16 protein-coding genes, 1 other RNA gene and 1 other annotated feature are annotated in these 18,646 nt (G+C 56.7%); of the genes, 15 read left to right on the plus strand and 2 right to left on the minus strand.

The window, feature by feature from the left end:
- The first annotated feature begins 65 nt into the window (after positions 1–65).
- The 3 genes from ACTHO6_RS00690 to ACTHO6_RS00700 are packed head-to-tail and all read left to right on the plus strand — an operon-like array spanning position 66 to position 3,297.
- Positions 66–2,237 carry a RelA/SpoT family protein gene (locus ACTHO6_RS00690; RefSeq protein WP_440238318.1) on the plus strand — a complete coding sequence of 724 codons (2,172 nt, stop codon included), beginning with the start codon at positions 66–68 and terminating at the stop codon, positions 2,235–2,237.
- A 51-nt stretch (positions 2,238–2,288) separates the two neighbouring features.
- Positions 2,289–2,726, plus strand: coding sequence for a D-aminoacyl-tRNA deacylase (dtd, locus tag ACTHO6_RS00695; RefSeq protein WP_440238320.1), 438 nt, complete (start codon positions 2,289–2,291; stop codon positions 2,724–2,726).
- Positions 2,727–2,745: 19 nt separating this feature from the next.
- On the plus strand, positions 2,746–3,297 hold the full coding sequence (locus tag ACTHO6_RS00700; protein WP_440238322.1) for a short-chain dehydrogenase: 552 nt from the start codon (positions 2,746–2,748) through the stop codon (positions 3,295–3,297).
- Between the two features lie 86 nt (positions 3,298–3,383).
- Here ACTHO6_RS00700 and ACTHO6_RS00705 read toward each other — a convergent pair whose 3' ends face one another.
- Positions 3,384–5,252, minus strand: a complete 1,869-nt coding sequence (locus ACTHO6_RS00705) for an SH3 domain-containing protein (protein ID WP_440238324.1) — start codon at positions 5,250–5,252, stop codon at positions 3,384–3,386.
- Between the two features lie 197 nt (positions 5,253–5,449).
- Here ACTHO6_RS00705 and ACTHO6_RS00710 point away from each other — a divergent pair, with 197 nt between their 5' ends.
- The 7 genes from ACTHO6_RS00710 (at position 5,450) to ACTHO6_RS00740 (ending at position 13,248) form a co-directional block, all read left to right on the plus strand.
- Positions 5,450–5,620, plus strand: coding sequence for a hypothetical protein (locus ACTHO6_RS00710; protein WP_440238326.1), 171 nt, complete (start codon positions 5,450–5,452; stop codon positions 5,618–5,620).
- A 94-nt stretch (positions 5,621–5,714) separates the two neighbouring features.
- Positions 5,715–7,262, plus strand: a complete 1,548-nt coding sequence (locus ACTHO6_RS00715; RefSeq protein WP_440238328.1) for a coproporphyrinogen III oxidase — start codon at positions 5,715–5,717, stop codon at positions 7,260–7,262.
- 78 nt (positions 7,263–7,340) lie between these two features.
- Positions 7,341–7,601: a binding site (T-box leader), on the plus strand.
- Between the two features lie 121 nt (positions 7,602–7,722).
- Complete coding sequence (gene hisS, locus ACTHO6_RS00720; RefSeq protein WP_440238330.1) at positions 7,723–9,003, plus strand: histidine--tRNA ligase; 1,281 nt, start codon at positions 7,723–7,725, stop codon at positions 9,001–9,003.
- Between the two features lie 33 nt (positions 9,004–9,036).
- Entirely contained in the window at positions 9,037–10,827 is a 1,791-nt protein-coding gene (gene aspS, locus ACTHO6_RS00725) for an aspartate--tRNA ligase (RefSeq protein ID WP_440238332.1), read from the plus strand.
- A gap of 49 nt (positions 10,828–10,876) precedes the next feature.
- Positions 10,877–11,058: non-coding RNA, 6S RNA (gene ssrS, locus ACTHO6_RS00730), on the plus strand.
- A 69-nt stretch (positions 11,059–11,127) separates the two neighbouring features.
- On the plus strand, positions 11,128–11,883 hold the full coding sequence (locus tag ACTHO6_RS00735; protein WP_440238334.1) for a tRNA threonylcarbamoyladenosine dehydratase: 756 nt from the start codon (positions 11,128–11,130) through the stop codon (positions 11,881–11,883).
- A 6-nt stretch (positions 11,884–11,889) separates the two neighbouring features.
- Positions 11,890–13,248 carry an AAA family ATPase gene (locus tag ACTHO6_RS00740; protein ID WP_440238336.1) on the plus strand — a complete coding sequence of 453 codons (1,359 nt, stop codon included), beginning with the start codon at positions 11,890–11,892 and terminating at the stop codon, positions 13,246–13,248.
- Between the two features lie 16 nt (positions 13,249–13,264).
- Here the strand turns inward: ACTHO6_RS00740 and ACTHO6_RS00745 are convergent, their stop codons facing one another.
- Positions 13,265–13,438, minus strand: a complete 174-nt coding sequence (locus ACTHO6_RS00745) for a hypothetical protein (protein ID WP_440238338.1) — start codon at positions 13,436–13,438, stop codon at positions 13,265–13,267.
- A 99-nt stretch (positions 13,439–13,537) separates the two neighbouring features.
- On the opposite strand from ACTHO6_RS00745, the gene cymR reads away from it, so the two are divergent.
- The 5 genes from cymR to recD2 all read left to right on the plus strand — a co-directional run bounded on the left by cymR (position 13,538) and on the right by recD2 (position 18,619).
- On the plus strand, positions 13,538–13,957 hold the full coding sequence (gene cymR, locus ACTHO6_RS00750; protein WP_440238340.1) for a cysteine metabolism transcriptional regulator CymR: 420 nt from the start codon (positions 13,538–13,540) through the stop codon (positions 13,955–13,957).
- A 32-nt stretch (positions 13,958–13,989) separates the two neighbouring features.
- Positions 13,990–15,138 (plus strand): cysteine desulfurase family protein, encoded by a 1,149-nt coding sequence (locus ACTHO6_RS00755; RefSeq protein ID WP_440238342.1) that lies wholly within the window; start codon positions 13,990–13,992, stop codon positions 15,136–15,138.
- 214 nt (positions 15,139–15,352) lie between these two features.
- Positions 15,353–15,715: a DUF4183 domain-containing protein gene (locus ACTHO6_RS00760; RefSeq protein WP_440238344.1), complete on the plus strand. Its 363-nt coding sequence runs from the start codon at positions 15,353–15,355 to the stop codon at positions 15,713–15,715.
- A 95-nt stretch (positions 15,716–15,810) separates the two neighbouring features.
- Positions 15,811–16,182: a DUF4183 domain-containing protein gene (locus ACTHO6_RS00765; RefSeq protein ID WP_440238346.1), complete on the plus strand. Its 372-nt coding sequence runs from the start codon at positions 15,811–15,813 to the stop codon at positions 16,180–16,182.
- Between the two features lie 175 nt (positions 16,183–16,357).
- Complete coding sequence (gene recD2 / locus ACTHO6_RS00770) at positions 16,358–18,619, plus strand: SF1B family DNA helicase RecD2 (RefSeq protein ID WP_440238348.1); 2,262 nt, start codon at positions 16,358–16,360, stop codon at positions 18,617–18,619.
- The last annotated feature ends 27 nt before the right edge of the window (positions 18,620–18,646 follow it).

An 18,646-nucleotide genomic window follows, 5' to 3' on the forward strand; every position in this document is an offset into this window, starting at 1 on the left:
CTTCGCCTGTGACATAAGGCTTGGCAAAGCCTAGTTTTCCAATGAGAGGATAAGGGAAGGGAACTATGATTACCGGCATTGATGAGGTAGTAAAAAAAGCTAGCACCTATTTATCACAATCGGATCTGGACCTGATTACGCGTGCCTATCAGTTGGCTGAAAAAGCTCATGAGGGGCAGATCAGAAAATCAGGCGTTCCGTACATTATGCATCCGATTGCCGTGGCGGGGATTCTCGCAAACCTGCACATGGACGCCGTCACGATTGCGGCCGGATTTCTGCATGATGTGGTGGAAGACACCGACGTGACGCTTGACGATCTGCGGGAACAGTTCGGGCCTGATGTGGCTCTCTTGGTAGATGGGGTAACCAAGCTGGAAAAAATCAAATACAAGTCCAAGGAAGAGCAGCTTGCCGAAAATCACCGCAAGATGCTGGTCGCCATGGCTCAGGACATCCGGGTCATCATGATTAAGCTGGCAGACCGTTTGCACAACATGCGGACGCTCAGACACATGTCCGAAGAAAAACAACGCGAGATTTCCGATGAGACGCTGGAAATCTTCGCTCCGCTGGCCCATCGTCTGGGGATTGCCTCCGTCAAATGGGAGCTGGAGGACACGGCGCTGCGCTATCTGAATCCGCAGCAGTATTACCGCATCGTCAACCTGATGCAAAAAAAGCGGGTGGAGCGCGAAGCCTACCTGAACGAAGCTGCGGACACGATCCGGGAGAAGCTGGGCGAATTGAATATCGAGGCGGAAATATCGGGACGTCCGAAGCACATATACAGCATCTTCAAAAAGATGACCAAGCAGAACAAGCAGTTCAACGAGATTTACGATCTGCTGGCGCTGCGCATCATCGTCAACGACATCCGCGATTGCTACGCGGTGCTGGGCATCGTCCACACCTTGTGGAAGCCGATGCCTGGCCGGTTCAAGGATTATATCGCGATGCCCAAGACCAACATGTATCAATCGCTGCATACGACGGTGATCGGGCCAAAAGGCGAGCCGCTGGAAGTGCAAATTCGCACATGGGATATGCATCAGACGGCAGAAATCGGGATTGCGGCGCACTGGGCGTACAAGGAAGGCAAAAGCGTCGTGCAAGGCTCGTTTGCCGAGAAGCTGGGCAGTCTGCGCGAGATCATCGAAGGCGGGTCCGAAGAAGCGCCCAATGCGCAGGAGTTCATGGAAAGCCTCAAACAGGATTTGTTCTCGGATACGGTCTTTGTCTTCACGCCAAAAGGCGATGTCGTGGAGCTGCCCAAAGGCTCCGTGCCGATTGATTTTTCTTATCGGATTCACTCGGCGGTGGGCAACAGGACGATCGGGGCAAAAGTAAACGGCAAGATTGTTCCGCTGGACTACCCGATGAAAACGGGCGATATCGTCGAGATTCTTACTTCGAAGCATTCGTATGGACCGAGCCAGGACTGGCTGAAAATGGCGAAGTCCGCCCATGCGCGCAATAAAATCAAGCAATGGTTCAAAAAAGAAAAGCGGGAAGAAAACGTCGCCAAAGGCCAGCAAATGGTGGAAGCCGAGATCAAGGCGCGCAACTTCGACGTGAAGGAAGCAATGACGGATACGAATTTGAAGGAAGCGGCGGCACGGTTTAATTTTCAGGGGGCCGAGGACATGTTTGCGGCAGTCGGCTACGGCGGCATTACCGCCTCGCAGATTGCGACCAGACTGCTCGACAAGCTCCGCCGGGAGCGGGAAGAGCAAAATCCGGTCATCCCGGAAGTGAAGCAAAATCCGGCCCACCGTGCGCAAAAGAGCGCATCCGGCGTCAAGGTGCGGGGCGTAGACAACCTGCTGGTGCGCATCTCACGCTGTTGCACCCCGGTTCCAGGCGACCAGATCATCGGCTTTATTACCCGCGGGCGCGGTGTGTCTGTACACCGGAAAGACTGTCCGAACGTGTTGGCAGACGAGTGCTCGGAGCGTTTGATCGACGTCGAGTGGGATACGGACCAGAAGCACAATTTCAACGTGGAAATCGAGATCACGGGCAATGACCGCAGCGGCCTTTTAAACGACGTGCTGCAAGTCGTGGCTGAGACCAAGACGAACATTGCGGCGGTCAGCGGCAAGGCAGACAAAAATCGGGTGGCCACCATTCACATGACCATCTCGATCAGCAATGTGGATCATCTCTTGAAGGTTGTGGAACGAATCAAGCGCATCAAAGATATTTATACGGTTCGCCGCATTCTGAGCACCTGATCTTTTCTGGATCGGGTGTTCTTGTGTGCGAAGGGAAAGGAAGGAATCGACGTGAGAGTGGTCGTGCAAAGAACGAGGGAAGCGAGTGTAACCGTTGCCGGCGAGGTAGTGGGAAAAATCGAGCACGGGCTGTTGCTGCTGGTAGGCATCACCCATGAGGACAGCGAAAAAGAGGTGGAATTCGTCGCGGACAAAATCGCCCATCTGCGCATTTTTGAAGACGAAGAAGGAAAAATGAATCGGTCCGTGCTGGAGACAGGCGGGCAGATTTTGTCCGTGTCCCAGTTTACGCTGTACGGAGACTGTCGCAAGGGAAGAAGGCCCAACTTCATGGCGGCGGCTCGCCCGGAGCAGGCGGAACCGCTGTACGAACTGTTCAATGCCAAGCTGCGGGAAAAAGGTCTGGTGGTGGAGACAGGGCGTTTTGGCGCGATGATGGACGTGCGCCTGCTCAATGACGGGCCTGTTACCTTGATCGTAGAATCGTAAGGAGGAGGGGGACGGACAAATGGCACAAGAGGCACTGGTAATCGGAGCGAGCGGGATGCTGGCAGAGGTGGCGCGCTGGCTTGCCAAAGAAGGCTGGCAAGTAACGGTGGTGGGACGAGATCGCCGCAAGCTCGAACAGGTAAGGGACGGGGCTTTGCGCCCCGAAGCTGTTCATTTGCTCCCGCTCGATTACGGGCAGACGGAGACGCTGCGCACCGCCATGGCAAAACTTGTGGAGAGCCGAGGCCCGATGAATCTGGTCGTGGCCTGGATTCATCAAACGTCGCCAGATGCGCTTGCGACCGTGCTGGCAGAGCTGTCCCGTTCCCCGTGGCCGTTTCGCCTGTACCACGTCTGCGGCAGTCGCGCCTGGAAAAATCCTCCGGTTGTCCATGTGCCGGCAACGTGTTCGTACCATCGGATCATTTTGGGCTTCGTGTGCGAAGGAGACGAGGCGCGCTGGCTGACCAACGCGGAAATTGCCGATGGCGTCATCCGGGCAATCGGGGATAACGCAGCGCAGGCAATCGTCGGCCAGGTTGAGCCGTGGGAGAAGCGCCCGGCCTACTGAACAAGCGAACAAGTGCAAGATCCAAAGAAAAAACGGCTGCCGAGGCAACCGTTTTTTTGTTTGCGCGAAGGGCGACTCCTCCCGGATCAACCGCCCTGCGGCTGCAACGAGTTGAAGTATTGGACAATCCCTTTGAACAGGCCCTCTGCCGCCAGATCCTGCTGCTTCTCCGAGCGGGCGCGAATCTCGTCGTTGTAGTTCGAGAGGAACGAGATTTCGGCGAGGATGGCGGGAACGGTATTTTCCCGCAGGACGAAGTAGTCGCCGAAGCGGGACTGCAAGTCTTTGTAGTTCGTCGCCTTGACCAGTTCGTTTTGCACCAGGGAGGCGAGCTTGCTGGACAGGCCCTGCTGGTAGAAAAACACGATGGAGCCGTTGGTCGCCGTATTGGGATGGGTATTGTGGTGAATGCTGACGAAAATATCGGCTTTGTTCTGCACGGCTACGTCCACGCGCTGCTGCAAGGTAAGCTTGCGGTCGTCCGCCCGCGTCATGATGACGTTGGCTCCGGCCGCTTCCAGCTTGGCGCGCAGGAGCAGGGCGACTTGCAGGTTGACGGTTTTCTCCAGAGTGGAAAAGCTGGAGCCGGTCGCGCCGTTGTCGGTTCCGCCGTGTCCAGGGTCGACGACGATCAGCTTTCCGGCGAGCGCCTGGCTGCGAATGACAGCAGGCGCTCCGCTCGCCGCTACCAGCCAGCCGGCAACGTAGCCTGTCTGGCCGTTGCTGAGCGTTACTTGGAACCAGTCGCCTTCTTTCTTCACGATGCTGTATTTCTCGCCTGTCTGTACTTGCCGCAGCACGCTGTGTTCGGTGCCGGGACCGGTTCGGACATTCGTATTGGCGTTGATGATGGTGACGTACGGGCCGCTTGGCGTAGGCGTATTGGCTCCTGAAACAGTGACGAGCCAGCCTGCGACCCAGCCTGTTTTTCCGGCAGAGGTTTGCACGCGGTACCAATCGCCTTGCTTTTCCAATACCTTCAGCTTGCTGCCGATGGGCAGCGTGGCGAGAATCGCGCTGGACGTATGGGACTCGCTGCGCAAATTCAGCCCGTCTGTTTGCACCGTCGCGGTCTGTTCAGCAGCAGTGACAGGCTTGCTCGGCTGAGCGGCAGAAGTGCCGCCTGAGTTGGAACCGGGAGCCGTGGTGGTGTCTTGGGCAGGCGTGTTGCTGTTCGTTGAGATCCAGGCGTTTACGCCATCGTACGGGAACTGGATCCAGCCGTTTTGCTGGGTCAGCACGGTAATCGTTTCGCCTGGGTGCAGCTGTCCAATCGCAGGCTTGCTGGCATCCGGCGCAGGGTAGACATAGGGGGCAAAATCGAGGGTCAGACTGGCCCCCTGAACGGCTGACGGCTTCGGTGTGACAGCGCCCCCGGCAGTGCCCGGCGGTTTGCTGCCTGCCTGTCCGGTTGGCGGCGTTCCGGCTGTTCCGGCGCCTGGCACGGGGCCTGTCGAGGCGGCCGAGCTGTCTTTGACGAGCCAGGCGGCTACCCAGCCTGTTTTGCCTTCGCTTGTCTGAATCAGGATCCAATCGCCATTTTTTTGCACGATCGGGTAGCGCGTCCCGGGGTTGATTTTCTGGAGGACCGGGTACGTTTGCCCGGGACCGGAGCGCACGTTCAGGTTGGTCGTTGTACTCTCTACAGTGCCGGCCGCAGCGGGCGCAGGCGACTGCTGCGCCGAGACGAGCCAGTTGGCTACCCAGCCGCTTTGACCATTGGGAAGCTTGACCTGCACCCAATCGTTTTGGGCAGAGAGAACGGGTAGCACCGTCTTGTTCGGCACAGAAGTGATGACCGCGCTCTGGAGGCTTGGACCGGAACGGACATTGAGTTTGTCCACGGCGACCCGAACAGAATCGGCGGCCCAGGCCGTCGACATGGGGAGGGAGATGGCGCAGACGATCGCAAGGAGCGACCTCAGCATGTTTTGACGTACAGACACGATAGACATCCTTTCCAGATCATGAGCATGCTGGAATACGAGCCCAGCGATTTTTCATGTTTTTGCCAACGTACTATCTTCGCGCCCGGTTCGTTTTTTTCCTGCAAGAAGCGACAACGCTTTGCAAGTCGTTCGCCCGACTGCAAAGTCTCGCAGAAGGCCATACTAGAACGGAAGAGAACCATAGCACGCAGGAGGCGTAGAGTGTGAGGCAGTCAAACAAAGAAATCGTTGCGCAAGGCTTGAATCGACAATTTTTTTCCGTCGACTTTCATGACGATCTGGCCAAAGAATCGTCCCGGCAAACGGTAGAAATGTCCCACGAGTTTGTGGGCGGCATGCGCGACGTACACAAGCCAGGTCCAAACAGGAAGTAATCGCCTGAGGTGCCGCTCCTTTGCATGTGTTGACCGGGGGAATCTCCGTCAGCTATGATGAGGAATGGCATTTTAAAAAAGCAGGTGAACGGTCATGATTCAAATAAAATGCGAGGGTCACGCGTTCGAGCGCGAACTCTCCTTGATTCTCGCCTTGTTTTACGAAGATCCCGCGCTCGCCTTTGTCTCTTCCTGGGAAGGCGATGCTGCTATGCGAATCAAGCTGGCACTGACGGTGCAGGACGACGGGGTTGTGGCTTCGGGCGAGCTTTTCGCCGAAAACAGGCAGATCGCCCGTCAAGTCAAACGCAACTACGTCTCGCGTGACGAAAAGGCGATGCGCAAAACGGCCAAGCAGGCGCTCTGCTACGCCTTGCTGCTGATGCTGGAGGAACATACCGGCATCGAGCAAGGCTGGGGCATCCTGACGGGAATTCGCCCGACCAAGCTATTACACCAGTTGAACGTGGCTGGCGTCGGACGCGAGGAAGCGCACAGACAGCTCCAGCAGGATGTGATTTTGCGCCCGCACAAGCTGAAGCTCTTGCAAGCGATCGTCGACAAGCAGCTTCAGGTGGTGCCCGACCTGTACCAGATCGACCGCGAGCTGTCGGTGTACATCGGCATCCCTTTCTGCCCGACGAAGTGCGCGTACTGTACGTTCCCTGCCTATGCGATCCGCAGTCATACCGCTTCGGTCCATCCGTTCCTCGAAGGGCTGCATTACGAGATCGAAAAGGTGGGCGAGTGGCTGACGAAAAACGACCAGCGCATTACCTCCATCTACTTCGGGGGAGGCACGCCGACGAGTATTACGGCCGAGGATCTGAACCAGCTGTTTGAGACGATGCATCGCAGCTTTCCGCATATGGACGGGGTGCGCGAGTTGACGGTGGAAGCGGGCAGGCCGGATACGATTACGGCGGAAAAGCTTGCGGTGATGAAGCGCTGGGAGGTTGACCGCATCAGCATCAATCCCCAGTCGTTCACGCAAGAGACGCTCCGCGCGATCGGCCGCCACCATACCGTCGAGGAGACGATTGAAAAGTACCATCTCGCCATGGAAATGGGCCTGACGAACATCAACATGGATTTGATTATCGGGCTGCCCAACGAGGGAGTGGCCGAGCTGGCGCACAGTCTCGAAGAAGTGGAGAAGCTGATGCCAGCCTCGCTGACTGTGCATACCTTGTCGTTTAAACGAGCTTCCGAGATGACCCGGAACAAGGAGCGCTACAAGGTAGCCAGCCGCGACGAGATCAGCAGGATGATGGAGATGGCTTCCGCCTGGACAGTCGCGAACGGCTACGATCCCTATTATTTGTATCGCCAAAAAAACATTTTGGGTAACCTGGAGAATGTCGGCTACGCCAAGCCCGGCCAAGAGAGCATCTACAACATCATGATTATGGAAGAGGTGCAGACGATTCTCGGCCTTGGCTGCGGCGCCGTCTCCAAGCTCATGGCGCCGGGCAGCGGCAAGCTGAAGCGTTTTCCGAATCCGAAAGACCCGAAAACCTACAACGAGACGTACAAGACGCTCGTGGAAACCAAGCTGCGCGAACTGGACGAAATCTACGGAAGGGGCGTCGATTGCGCCATAAAGGAAGCGCACGGGCAGGCGTCCTTGCCGATCACCTGAGTAAAAAAAGTTTTATGGAGCGCCTGTTGACGCCCGCTGGCCGGTTTGCTATGATTCACAGTAAGCTTTTTGATACAACCAGATCTGATGACGGGAACAAGTATCCAAGAAAACGGATAACCAGAGAGGAAGCGCCGTGGCTGAGAGTGCTTTCGTATCACGACTTGGTGAAGGACATCCCCGAAGACCGCAGTGAACGGGCGAGGCTTCGTCCTCGATTCTTCAGTAACTGGCAGGCGTGTGTCGGCGTTAACGGCTAAATAAGTGGGATAGCCTTTTGCACAAGGCTGTTCAAACAGGGTGGCACCACGGGAGTATAACCAGTCTCTCGTCCCTGACATGTGGCGGATTGCTGAATGTCAGGAGGCGAGGGACTTTTTTATTTGGCATCGGAGAGGTTTTCTCATCCTGGGGTTTGGCGTAGCCCAAGTTTTTCAAAAGACATGGAGGTTCGAGAGGAATGACGAGAATCCAGATTCCCCGCGGTACGCAAGATATCATGCCGGGTACCGTAGAGCTGTGGCACTACGTGGAGGCAAAAGCCCGCGACCTGTGCCGCCGCTTTAACTACGCGGAAATTCGCACGCCGCTATTCGAGAGTACCGAGCTGTTCCAGCGAGGCGTAGGCGAGACGACGGACATCGTGGAAAAAGAGATGTACAGCGTGGCCAACCCGCGCAGCAACGACGCGCTCACGCTGCGTCCGGAAGGGACGGCGGGCGTCGTTCGTTCCTATGTGGAAAACAAGCTGTACGGTTCGCCTAATCAGCCGACCAAGCTGTACTATTTGGGGCCGATGTTCCGCCACGAGCGTCCCCAAGCAGGACGCTACCGCCAATTCGTGCAATTCGGAGCCGAAGCGATCGGTTCGAGCGATCCGGCGATTGACGCCGAAGTGATCGGGCTTGCCATTCGTCTGTACCAGGAGCTGGGGCTGACAGGGCTGTCCGTCGAACTGAACAGCGTCGGGACGGTAGAAGATCGCTCTCGCCACCGCGAACATCTGCTGGCGCATTTGAACGGCGTGCGCTCCGAGCTGTGCGAGGATTGCCAATCCCGGATTGATCGCAACCCGCTGCGCGTCCTCGACTGTAAAAACGAAACGTGCAAAGCCTTGACCAAAGACGCTCCATCCATTCTGGATTATTTGAGCGAAGAGTCGGCGGCTCACTTCGAAGCAGTGAAGGGCTACCTGACTGCGCTCGGCATTCCATTTCACGTCAACCCGCGTCTGGTGCGCGGATTGGACTACTACACGCTGACCGCTTTCGAAATCAAGATGGCGGAGATCGGCGCAGTGGAAACGCTGTGCGGCGGCGGACGCTACAACGGTCTGGTCGCGGAGCTGGGCGGCGACGACATGCCGGGAATCGGCTTCGCGCTGAGCATCGAGCGCCTGCTGCTTGCGCTGGAAAAGCAAGGGGTGCAGCTGCCGGTTACAGGCGGAATCGATTGCTTCGTCGTCGTGCAGACGCCGGAAGCGAAAAGAGCCGCATTTATTCTCGTAGACCAGTTGCGGCAGGCCGGGGTAGCCGCTGAGCTGGACTATCTCGACCGGAAAATGAAGGCGCAATTGAAGCAGGCAGATCGCCTCTCTGCCCGATTTACCGCGATCATCGGGGAGTCCGAGCTGGCAAACGGCACCATTGTCCTGAAGGAAATGGCAACAGGCGAGCAGCAGGAGATCAGACAGGACGAATTTGTCGCGGTCCTGGCTGCGAAAGTCCAACAAGCACACTAGCAAAACAACAAACCAAAAGTGAGGGAAATCATCATGTCTTGGCAATATCGCACCGTGCATTGCGGTGAAGTGACAACTGAACACGTAGGACAGGAAATCGTATTGAACGGCTGGGTGCAAAAGCGCCGCGACCTCGGCGGGGTCATTTTCATCGACTTCCGCGACCGCACGGGAATCGTACAGATCGTCTTCAACCCGGAGCATAACAAAACAGCGTGGGAAGCGGCGGACAAGGTGCGCAGCGAGTACGTCCTGGTGGTAAAAGGAAGCGTCGTGAAACGTGCGCCGGAGGCAGTCAATCCGAAGCTGAAAACGGGTGAAGTCGAGGTTCACATTTCCGAGCTTCACATCCTGAACGATGCGAAAACGCCGCCATTCCCCATCGAGGACGACATTGATGTTGACGAGCAGGTTCGCCTGAAATACCGCTACCTCGACCTGCGCCGTCCGGAAATGCAGCGTTCCCTGATTTTGCGCAGCAAAGCGGCGAAAGCATTCCGTGACTTCCTCGATGAGAACGGCTTCGTGGAAGTGGAGACGCCGATGCTGACCAAGAGCACGCCGGAGGGCGCGCGCGACTATCTCGTCCCATCCCGCGTGCATCCGGGCGAATTTTACGCGCTGCCGCAGTCGCCGCAATTGTTCAAGCAGCTGTTGATGGTGTCGGGTCTGGAGCGCTACTATCAAATCGTGCGCTGCTTCCGCGACGAAGACTTGCGGGCTGACCGTCAGCCTGAGTTTACCCAGGTGGACATCGAGACGTCCTTCCTGTCGATGGAAGAAATTTTGCCGATGATGGAAAAAATGGTGGCGCACGTCTTCAAGCAAACGATCGGCGTGGAAGTGCCGACTCCGTTCCCGCGTCTGACCTACGCGGAAGCGATGGCTCGCTACGGCTCCGACAAGCCGGACGTACGCTTCGGCATGGAACTGACAGACGTATCCGACCTGGTTGCGACCAGCGACTTCAAGGTGTTCGCAAGCGTGGTCGCTGGCGGCGGACAAGTAAAAGCGATCAACGCCAAAGGTTGCGGTCATTACTCCCGCAAGGAAGCGGATGACCTGCAAAAGTTCGCGGCCCGCTACGGCGCGAAAGGACTTGCGTACATGGGCTTCAAGGACGGCGAAGTAAAAGGCCCGATCGCCAAATTCTTCAAGGAAGAAGAGATCAACGAACTGAAGAAGCGCCTCGAAGCAGAAGAAGGCGACCTGCTCCTGTTCGTGGCCGACAAGCCGAAAGTCGTTGCGGACGCATTGGGCGCCCTGCGCTCCAAGCTGGGAGCCGAGCTCGGCCTGATCGACCACAGCAAGTTCGCTTTCCTGTGGGTCGTCGACTTCCCGCTGCTGGAGTGGGATGAGGAAGCCAAACGCTATGTCGCGCTGCACCACCCGTTCACGCGTCCAAAAGACGAAGACCTGCATCTGTTCGACACCGATCCGGGCCAAATCCGTGCGCAAGCGTACGACATGGTCCTGAACGGCTACGAGCTGGGTGGCGGTTCCATGCGGATTTTCAAACGCGATGTCCAGGAAAAAATGTTCAAGGCGCTCGGCTTCACACAAGAAGAAGCGCATGAGCAATTCGGCTTCCTTCTGGATGCGTTCGAGTACGGCACGCCTCCACACGGCGGCATCGCGCTCGGTCTGGATCGCCTGATTATGCTGTTGGCCGGCCGTACCAACCTGCGCGAAGTCATCGCGTTCCCGAAAACGGCAAGCGCGAGCGACCTGATGGTTAATGCGCCGGATGTGGTAACGCCCAAGCAGCTGGCAGAGCTGTCCATCGCCACGCTGGCAAAAGAAGAAGAAAAGGTAGAAGCGTAATCGACTTGCGCAACTGCATTGCTCTTTGATACATTGGTAATACTAGCTACAAGCCCTGCGATGTTCGTGACATCCGATAGTTTTGAGCCACAAAGTTTGTCTCGGGAGTTTTTCGTCCGCAATTGTAAAGGCATGCCTCCATCGAGTGGACGTCTGCAACAGTTGGGCAAGACACCCACCTGCGATCCGCAGGTTCAAAACTAAGGAGCAACACGGCATAATGGGGCTCCTTTTTTCGTTGCGATTCCTACTTTTCCGATTGACTATCATTTTACTTGCGAATGAAAGGTGAAACTTGCGATGCTTCATCAATTTTCCCGCTGTGAATTGGCCTTCGGTCCCGAAGGTTTGGAAAAAATGAAAAACAGCCGCGTCGCCGTTCTCGGTATTGGCGGCGTAGGTTCCTTTACCGTGGAAGCGCTTGCCCGCACCGGTGTCGGCAAGCTTGTGCTGGTGGACAAGGACGCGGTTGACATCACCAACATCAACCGGCAAATTCACGCGACGCTCCACACGATTGGACAGAAGAAGGCAGAACTGATGAAAGAGCGCATTGCCGCGATCAATCCGGAATGCGAAGTCGTGACGCTCAACATGTTCTACAACGGAGAGACCGCCGAGCAGCTGTTTGCCCATGAGCTTGATTACATCGTGGACGCCATGGATACGATGTCTGCCAAGCTGCATCTGATCCAGGAAGCCAAGCGTCGCCACATTCCCATCATCTCCAGCATGGGAGCCGCCAACAAGATGGACCCGACCCGCTTTGAGGTCGCGGATATTTCGCAGACGAGCTATGATCCGATTGCCAAGGTCATTCGCCGCGAGCTGCGCAAAAAAGGCATTTACAAAGGCGTCAAGGTGGTATATTCCAAAGAGATTCCGGTGACCGTGCGCACAGATGTCCGGGAAAAAATCGTGACCAACCCGAACTCCCCGATCAGCAAAGTGCGGCAGCCCCCGGCGAGCAACGCTTTCGTCCCATCCGTAGCGGGTCTGATTTTGGCCAGCGTCGTCGTGCGCGACCTGCTGGGCTGGCAGCCCGCCAAAGGATAGGCTAGCATGAACGATCTGTTTTCGTATGCCTATGACCAAGAAGGAGGCCGCAAGCAAAAGCCGCTCGCTGCCCGCATGCGGCCCAAGACGATCCAGGAAGTGATCGGTCAATCCCACATCTTGGCACCGGGCAAGCTTCTGCGCCGGGCGATTGAAGCCGACCAAGTATCCTCGCTCATTTTTTACGGTCCGCCCGGCACGGGAAAAACGACGCTGGCCAAAGTGATTGCCCGCACCACCCGCACGCATTTTTCCGAGCTGAACGCGGTCACGGCAGGAGTAGCGGACATCCGCAAAGTCGTGGAAGCCGCCAAAGAACGGCTCGTGATGGACAACCAGCGGACGACGCTGTTCATCGACGAGATTCATCGCTTCAACAAGTCCCAGCAAGACGCGCTTCTTCCCTACGTGGAGGATGGGACGATTATTTTGATTGGCGCCACGACGGAAAATCCTTATTTTGAGGTCAATCCGGCGTTGCTGTCGCGCTCGCAGGTGTTTGCCCTGCAACCGCTGTCGCACGAGGAGTTGCGGCAGGTCATGGAGCGGGCGCTGAACGACGAAGAAGACGGACTCGCAGAACTGTCCGTCAAGGTGACCACGGAAGCGGCGGAGCATCTCATCCAGTATGCGGAAGGAGACGCCAGACGGCTGTTGAATGCCTTGGAGCTGGCAGCGACGACGACGCCTCCTGACCCGGACGGCAGTGTGACGGTGACCCTGGACGTGGCTGTCGAGTCCATCCAGCGCCGCGCTGTTCGCTACGACAAGAGCGGCGACAATCATTACGATACGATTTCGGCTTTTATCAAATCGATCCGCGGCTCCGATCCCGATGCCGCGCTTTATTGGTTGGCGAGGATGATTGACGCGGGCGAAGATCCCCGCTTCATTTCCCGCCGACTGGTGATTTCGGCTTCCGAGGACATTGGAAATGCCGATCCGCAGGCGATCTCGGTTGCGGTTGCCTGCTTTCAGGCGGTAGAATTGGTGGGGATGCCCGAAGGCCGAATCCCTCTGGCCCAGGCGACGACCTATTTGGCTACGGCGCCGAAAAGCAACGCTGCCTACAATGGCATCAATGCCGCCCTGGAGCGGATTCGGACCGATGGCCACAAGCAGGTTCCGATTCACTTGCGGGATTCGGCCTACAAGGGCGCAGCCAGGCTGGGACACGGTCAGGGATATCTGTACCCGCATGATTACCCGTATGGATACGTGCCCCAACAGTATCTGCCTGACGGTGTACATGACACGTTCTACCAGCCCAAGGATTTTGGCTATGAGCGACACATCCGGCGCTTTCAGGAAGAGCGGAAAAAGCTGGATGCGCGCGGACTGCCCAAGAAAAACTCCCCCGAATAACGGGGGAGCAGAAACATCAGGTGCGGACATCTCCGCCGGGTTTGTTCGGCAAATCACCGTTTTCATTCGGCTGTTTGCTCTGCTCGCTTGCCCCGTAGCGGGCTTTGTGGGCAATTGTGCCCGCAGGCTGGTCGTACAAGGTGTCGGACGGGTGGTTGCGTCCTTGGACCGAGCGTTTGTTCGTTGCCATTTTGCTTTCACCCCCCTAAGATGCTAGTGTGTCCCAGGACGCCCAAGTCATGTAGGGGAAGGGAGTGGGTAAACCCAAGAATAAGAGGAGAGTTGCTACGTGAAGATTTCGACGAAAGGACGCTACGGACTGACGATCATGATGGAGCTGGCCAACCGGGTAGGAGAAGGCCCGACCTCCTTGCGCAGCATTGCCCAGAAGCACGAATTGTCCGAGCATTATTTGGAGCAGTTGATTGCGCCTTTGCGCAATGCAGGATTGGTGAAAAGTATTCGCGGAGCCTACGGCGGCTACGTGTTGGCGAAACAACCGAATGAAATCTCCGCCGGGGATGTCATTCGCGTACTGGAAGGTCCGATCAGTCCGGTTGAGTTTGCGGAAGAAGAGGACCCGGCGAAGCGTCATTTGTGGCTGCGCATTCGCGACAGCATATCCGCCGTGCTCGATTCCACCTCGCTTCAGGATTTGATTAGCTATGAAGACGACGGACATACCGATAACTATATGTTTTACATTTAAGTACGACTACCAAGCCAGTAGAAGGTGACACAGTGTCTGACATGTTGTATTTTGACCACGCTGCGACGACTCCGGTACATCCCCGCGTACTCGCGGCGATGACTCCGTACCTGACGCAAGTATTCGGCAACCCGTCCAGTGTCCACGGTGCCGGACGCGAGGCGCGCAAGGCACTGGAGCAAGCGCGGGATGCGATCGCGAGCTTTATGGATGCCGATCCGCAATCGCTTATCTTTACCAGCGGCGGAACCGAGGCCGACAATATGGCGATCATCGGCGGGGCGATGGCGCAGCGCGAACGCGGCCGCCACGTCATTACGACGCAAATCGAACACCACGCCGTCCTGCATGCCTGTGAATATTTGGAGCAGGCCGGATTTGAAGTGACGTACTTGCCTGTAGACGAGACAGGCACTGTCCGCCTGGAGGACGTGAAGCAGGCGGTCCGCCCGGATACCGTGCTCGTCTCCATCATGTACGGCAACAACGAGGTGGGGACGATTCAGCCGATCGAAGAAATCGGAGAGTTCCTGCGGGAAAAAGGCATTATTTTTCATACCGATGCGGTTCAGGCCTTTGGCGTGCTGCCGATTCGCGCAAGACAGCTGCCTGTGGACATGCTCTCCGTTTCGGCGCACAAAATCAACGGCCCGAAAGGAGTGGGGGCGTTGTACCTCGGTCGCAAAGTGCCGGTTATGCCGATCCTGCACGGCGGGTCGCAAGAACGCAAGCGCAGGGCGGGAACGGAAAATCTGGCCGGAATCGTCGGCTTTGCCGAAGCGGCAAAAGTAGCGGCGGAAGAGATGGCAGACCGTGTTGCCAAATACAAGCGCATGAAGGCCGCCATGCTCGCCGTTTGGGAAGAGACGAAAATCGCATACCAGGTAAATGGACACCCGACAAATGTCCTGCCGCATATTCTCAATGTCAGCTTCCCTGGCGTGCATACCGAAACCATGCTGATGAATCTCGATTTGGCACGGATCGCAGCCGCCAGCGGCTCGGCCTGCACGTCAGGCTCCCTGGAGCTGTCGCATGTGCTTGTGGCGATGCGGCTGAAGGAGGAGATCGCCCGGTCGGCGATCCGCTTCAGCTTCGGGATGACGAATACCGTCGAGGAAGCAAGACAAGCAGCGCAGACCGTGGCAGAAATCGTTCGCCGTCTCGTGCGCAGCAAATAAGCAAAGCAGTGACGCAAAACACCAGCGAAAATCGCCTGGAAGCAGAAGAACGCTTCCGGGCGGTTTTTTTTGCCACCGGAACAAGGGCAGAAGGCTTCGCCAACCGCATACGTCCAGTTGGTCATTTTTATGGAAAAAAATGGTTGTTTGAATGGATGCCAACCGAATCTGCCAAGCATACGTTACTACTGACGTCGGTTTTCAAGGAGAGAGCATGTTAACGAATCAAGCATCCAACGCTGCCGAGACACAGACGAAACGAATCGAGGCTCCGCTGCTCAGGGAGGCGGAACCAATCAGGCAGCCAAAGCTGCTGAGGGCAGAGTGCCATTATTTTTGCGCCATCTCTGACGGGACCAAGCTGGTTTACACAGACGAGGATGCGTGCCTGCCGTACAGCACAGGCGGCATTGTTGGCCCCGAGGACGTGTCCGTGGTGAATTTGTTTATTAACGGGCTGATTCAGCCGCCTGTACTGTACGAGGTGGCAAAAGGCAGGCTGCGGCTGCTCGCCCAGGAAGCTCCTGCCAAGGACGCGACCGTGATTCTGCAATTCATCGCCATTGCCTCTTCGTAGCGATCGCGGTCAAAACAAGCGCACGGCTCCGTCGTTCGTCCGCCATGTTTGCACATCTTGCGCAAGCAACAGATCAGAGGGAAAGGAGGAGGGCAATGGAAATTTTGAAATTGGTCCTGACCGCATCGACGACGACCAACGTGGTTCCCACTGTCACGAGATTTTTTCGCCGAACATTGGCTCTTGTGATCGGACCGGCGACGTTGACGGTCCAGGCAACTGATTTTCTAAAGGATGACGGCACAGCGGCCACTTCTCTCCCCGCGCTCCCGGCCAGCAACAGCTACTACAACGTATATATCAACGGGATCATGCAAATGGGCGGGCTTTCCACGTATACGCCGGGAGGGGCGGGAGTGGGAAAGCTGGAGATTGCCGTGCCGACCGGCCAAACGATTGCGCTTAGCACCGTCATCGTTCTGGAAATTGTCAGCTATGCCCCGACATCATCGACAATCGTGACGTAAAGCAGGCCGCGGCGGAGACGATTGCCCGGATGGCTGAGCGGTTGTCAGAGCAGGGAAAACGCTTTACAATGGAAAACATATGACTGCGAGAAACATCCACTTTTCCCGGTAAAGTGGATGTTTCTGTTCGTGCCACTTTGGCTCTTTTGGAGCAAGCAAGAGAGGAGAGGGTGAGATGGAGGCGCAGCAATCAATCTCCCTGTTTGCGGAACCCTTTATTCGCGGCTACATGACACACGAAATTTTTTACAACGAAGAAACGTGGTACGGCGTGATTCGTCTAAAAATAGAAGAGACGACGGAAGCACTCAAGGAATCGGAAGTCATCATTGTCGGCAACTTTCCTCGTCCGCATCCCGACGAGCTGTACACGTTTTACGGCGAGTGGAAGATGCATGCGCGCTTTGGCCAGCAGTATGTGGCCAAGCGTTACGAGCGGGAAACGCCCAGGACGCTGGCGGGCGTAGAGCGCTATTTGGCCAGCGGGCTGTTTCAGGGCATCGGCAAAAAGCTGGCCAAGCGCATCGTGGAGCACCTTGGGGTAGATGCCTTGACGATTATTGCGGATCATCCGGAACGGCTTGCCGAAATCCCGGGCATTTCCGAATCGCGCGCCAAACTCATTTACGACTCTGTCCTGGAGCATCGCTCGCTGGAGAGCGCGATGGTCTTTCTGTACGACTTCGGGATCGGCGTGAATCTGGCGCTTCGCATTTATCAGACGTACAAGCTGGAGACGATGAGGGTACTCAAGGAAGAGCCGTACCGCCTGATCGAGGACATCGCCGGGATCGGGTTCAAGCGGGCAGACGACATTGCCCGCGCGACAGGTATCGCGGCTTCGTCGGAAGAGCGCGTAAAAGCGGCGGCCTTGTTTGTGCTTCAGGAGGCGTCCTATTCGGAAGGCCACGTCTATTTGCCCGTGGGGGAGCTTTGCGAGAAGACGCTCCGTCTGTTGACGGAATGCGGCGGCCACGCCTTTTCTGGCGAAGAGATTACCCACGCCGTCGAGGCTTTGTTTGTGGCGAGCAAGGTTGTCTGGGAAGACGAGCGCGTCTACCTGCCTTCCTTGTTTTTTGCCGAGCTGGGGCTTGCCAAGCGATTGCGCCACTTCGCGAAGCGCGATTCGTTCGGATCGTTCCCGGCCTCCGAATTTTACCGTGCCCTGGGGGCTGTAGAGGACGAGTTGGGCATCACGTATGCCCAGACGCAGCGAGATGCCATTGAGCAGGCGATCACGTCCGGGCTGATGCTTTTGACAGGCGGACCGGGTACAGGCAAAACGACAGTGATTCGCGGGATTTGCCGCGTCTTTTCACAGTTGCACGGCCTGTCGCTCGATCTAAAAACATACAACGAAGAAAATCCGTTCCCGATCCTGCTCGTGGCTCCCACAGGTCGCGCTGCCAAACGGATGACGGAGACGACAGGCTTGCCCGCCATGACCATCCATCGTCTGTTGGGCTACAAAGGCGAAAGCTTCGAGCACGACGCGGAGCATCCGATTCGCGGCCGACTGTTGATCGTGGACGAGATGTCGATGGTCGATATTTGGCTGGCGAATCAGTTGTTTCGCGCCGTGCCCGATGACATGCAGATCATTATGGTCGGCGACCCCGACCAGCTGCCGTCCGTCGGTCCGGGAAACGTGCTGCTCGACATGATCCGTTCCGGCCTGCTGCCGCTGGTACAACTGACGGAGATTTATCGCCAGGCCGAAGAGTCCACCATCATCCGGCTGGCGCACGATGTGCGCAAAGGCCACGTCCCGGCCGATTTGCTCGATACGACTCCGGATCGGCGTTTTTTCACAAGTTCGCCACAAGATGTACCCGAAGCGGTGAAACAAATTTGCCTGGCAGCCGTAAAAAAAGGGTATACGGCAAAAGATGTACAGGTTTTGGCCCCTATTTACAAAGGCAATGCCGGGGTAAACCGGTTGAATGAAGAACTGCAGGAGCTGTTTAACCCGAAGACCCCGCAAAAGCGCGAGGTGACGTTCGGCGACATGACTTTTCGCACAGGCGACAAGGTCCTGCAACTGGTGAATAATGCCGAGGAACAGGTGTTCAACGGTGATATGGGTGAAATTGTTGCGATATTTTTCCCGAACGAAAACGCAGAGAATCAGGAAATGCTGGTCGCTGCCTTCGACAATCGGGAAGTGGTGTACAAGCGTTCGGATTACCACCAACTGACGCTTGCCTACTGCTGTTCCGTACACAAATCACAAGGGAGCGAATTTCCGATCGTCGTGATGCCGTTCGTCAAAAGCTACTACCGAATGCTCAGGCGCAAGCTCGTGTACACGGGCATTACGCGGAGCAAGTCTTTTCTCATCATGTGCGGGGAGCCGGATGCGTTTCGCGCGGCCGTGGAAACCGATGAGGAAGGCGTGCGGTACAGCTATTTGGAGCAGCGGCTCAAGCAGGAGTGAAGCTGGAACCATTTGCGCCGAATGGAC

This window comes from Brevibacillus sp. SAFN-007a (assembly GCF_051967035.1).
In the GTDB taxonomy this organism is placed as follows: Bacteria; Bacillota; Bacilli; order Brevibacillales; family Brevibacillaceae; genus Brevibacillus.

Excerpts from the sequence above, each read along its gene's own strand:
- ACTHO6_RS00690 (WP_440238318.1), top strand. The coding sequence starts at position 66 with ATGATTACCGGCATTGATGAGGTAGTAAAAAAAGCTAGCACCTATTTA.
- ACTHO6_RS00700 (WP_440238322.1), top strand. The coding sequence starts at position 2,746 with ATGGCACAAGAGGCACTGGTAATCGGAGCGAGCGGGATGCTGGCAGAG.
- ACTHO6_RS00705 (WP_440238324.1), bottom strand. The coding sequence starts at position 5,252 with ATGTCTATCGTGTCTGTACGTCAAAACATGCTGAGGTCGCTCCTTGCG.
- ACTHO6_RS00715 (WP_440238328.1), top strand. The coding sequence starts at position 5,715 with ATGATTCAAATAAAATGCGAGGGTCACGCGTTCGAGCGCGAACTCTCC.
- hisS (WP_440238330.1), top strand. The coding sequence starts at position 7,723 with ATGACGAGAATCCAGATTCCCCGCGGTACGCAAGATATCATGCCGGGT.
- aspS (WP_440238332.1), top strand. The coding sequence starts at position 9,037 with ATGTCTTGGCAATATCGCACCGTGCATTGCGGTGAAGTGACAACTGAA.
- ACTHO6_RS00735 (WP_440238334.1), top strand. The coding sequence starts at position 11,128 with ATGCTTCATCAATTTTCCCGCTGTGAATTGGCCTTCGGTCCCGAAGGT.
- ACTHO6_RS00740 (WP_440238336.1), top strand. The coding sequence starts at position 11,890 with ATGAACGATCTGTTTTCGTATGCCTATGACCAAGAAGGAGGCCGCAAG.
- ACTHO6_RS00745 (WP_440238338.1), bottom strand. The coding sequence starts at position 13,438 with ATGGCAACGAACAAACGCTCGGTCCAAGGACGCAACCACCCGTCCGAC.
- ACTHO6_RS00760 (WP_440238344.1), top strand. The coding sequence starts at position 15,353 with ATGTTAACGAATCAAGCATCCAACGCTGCCGAGACACAGACGAAACGA.
- ACTHO6_RS00765 (WP_440238346.1), top strand. The coding sequence starts at position 15,811 with ATGGAAATTTTGAAATTGGTCCTGACCGCATCGACGACGACCAACGTG.
- recD2 (WP_440238348.1), top strand. The coding sequence starts at position 16,358 with ATGGAGGCGCAGCAATCAATCTCCCTGTTTGCGGAACCCTTTATTCGC.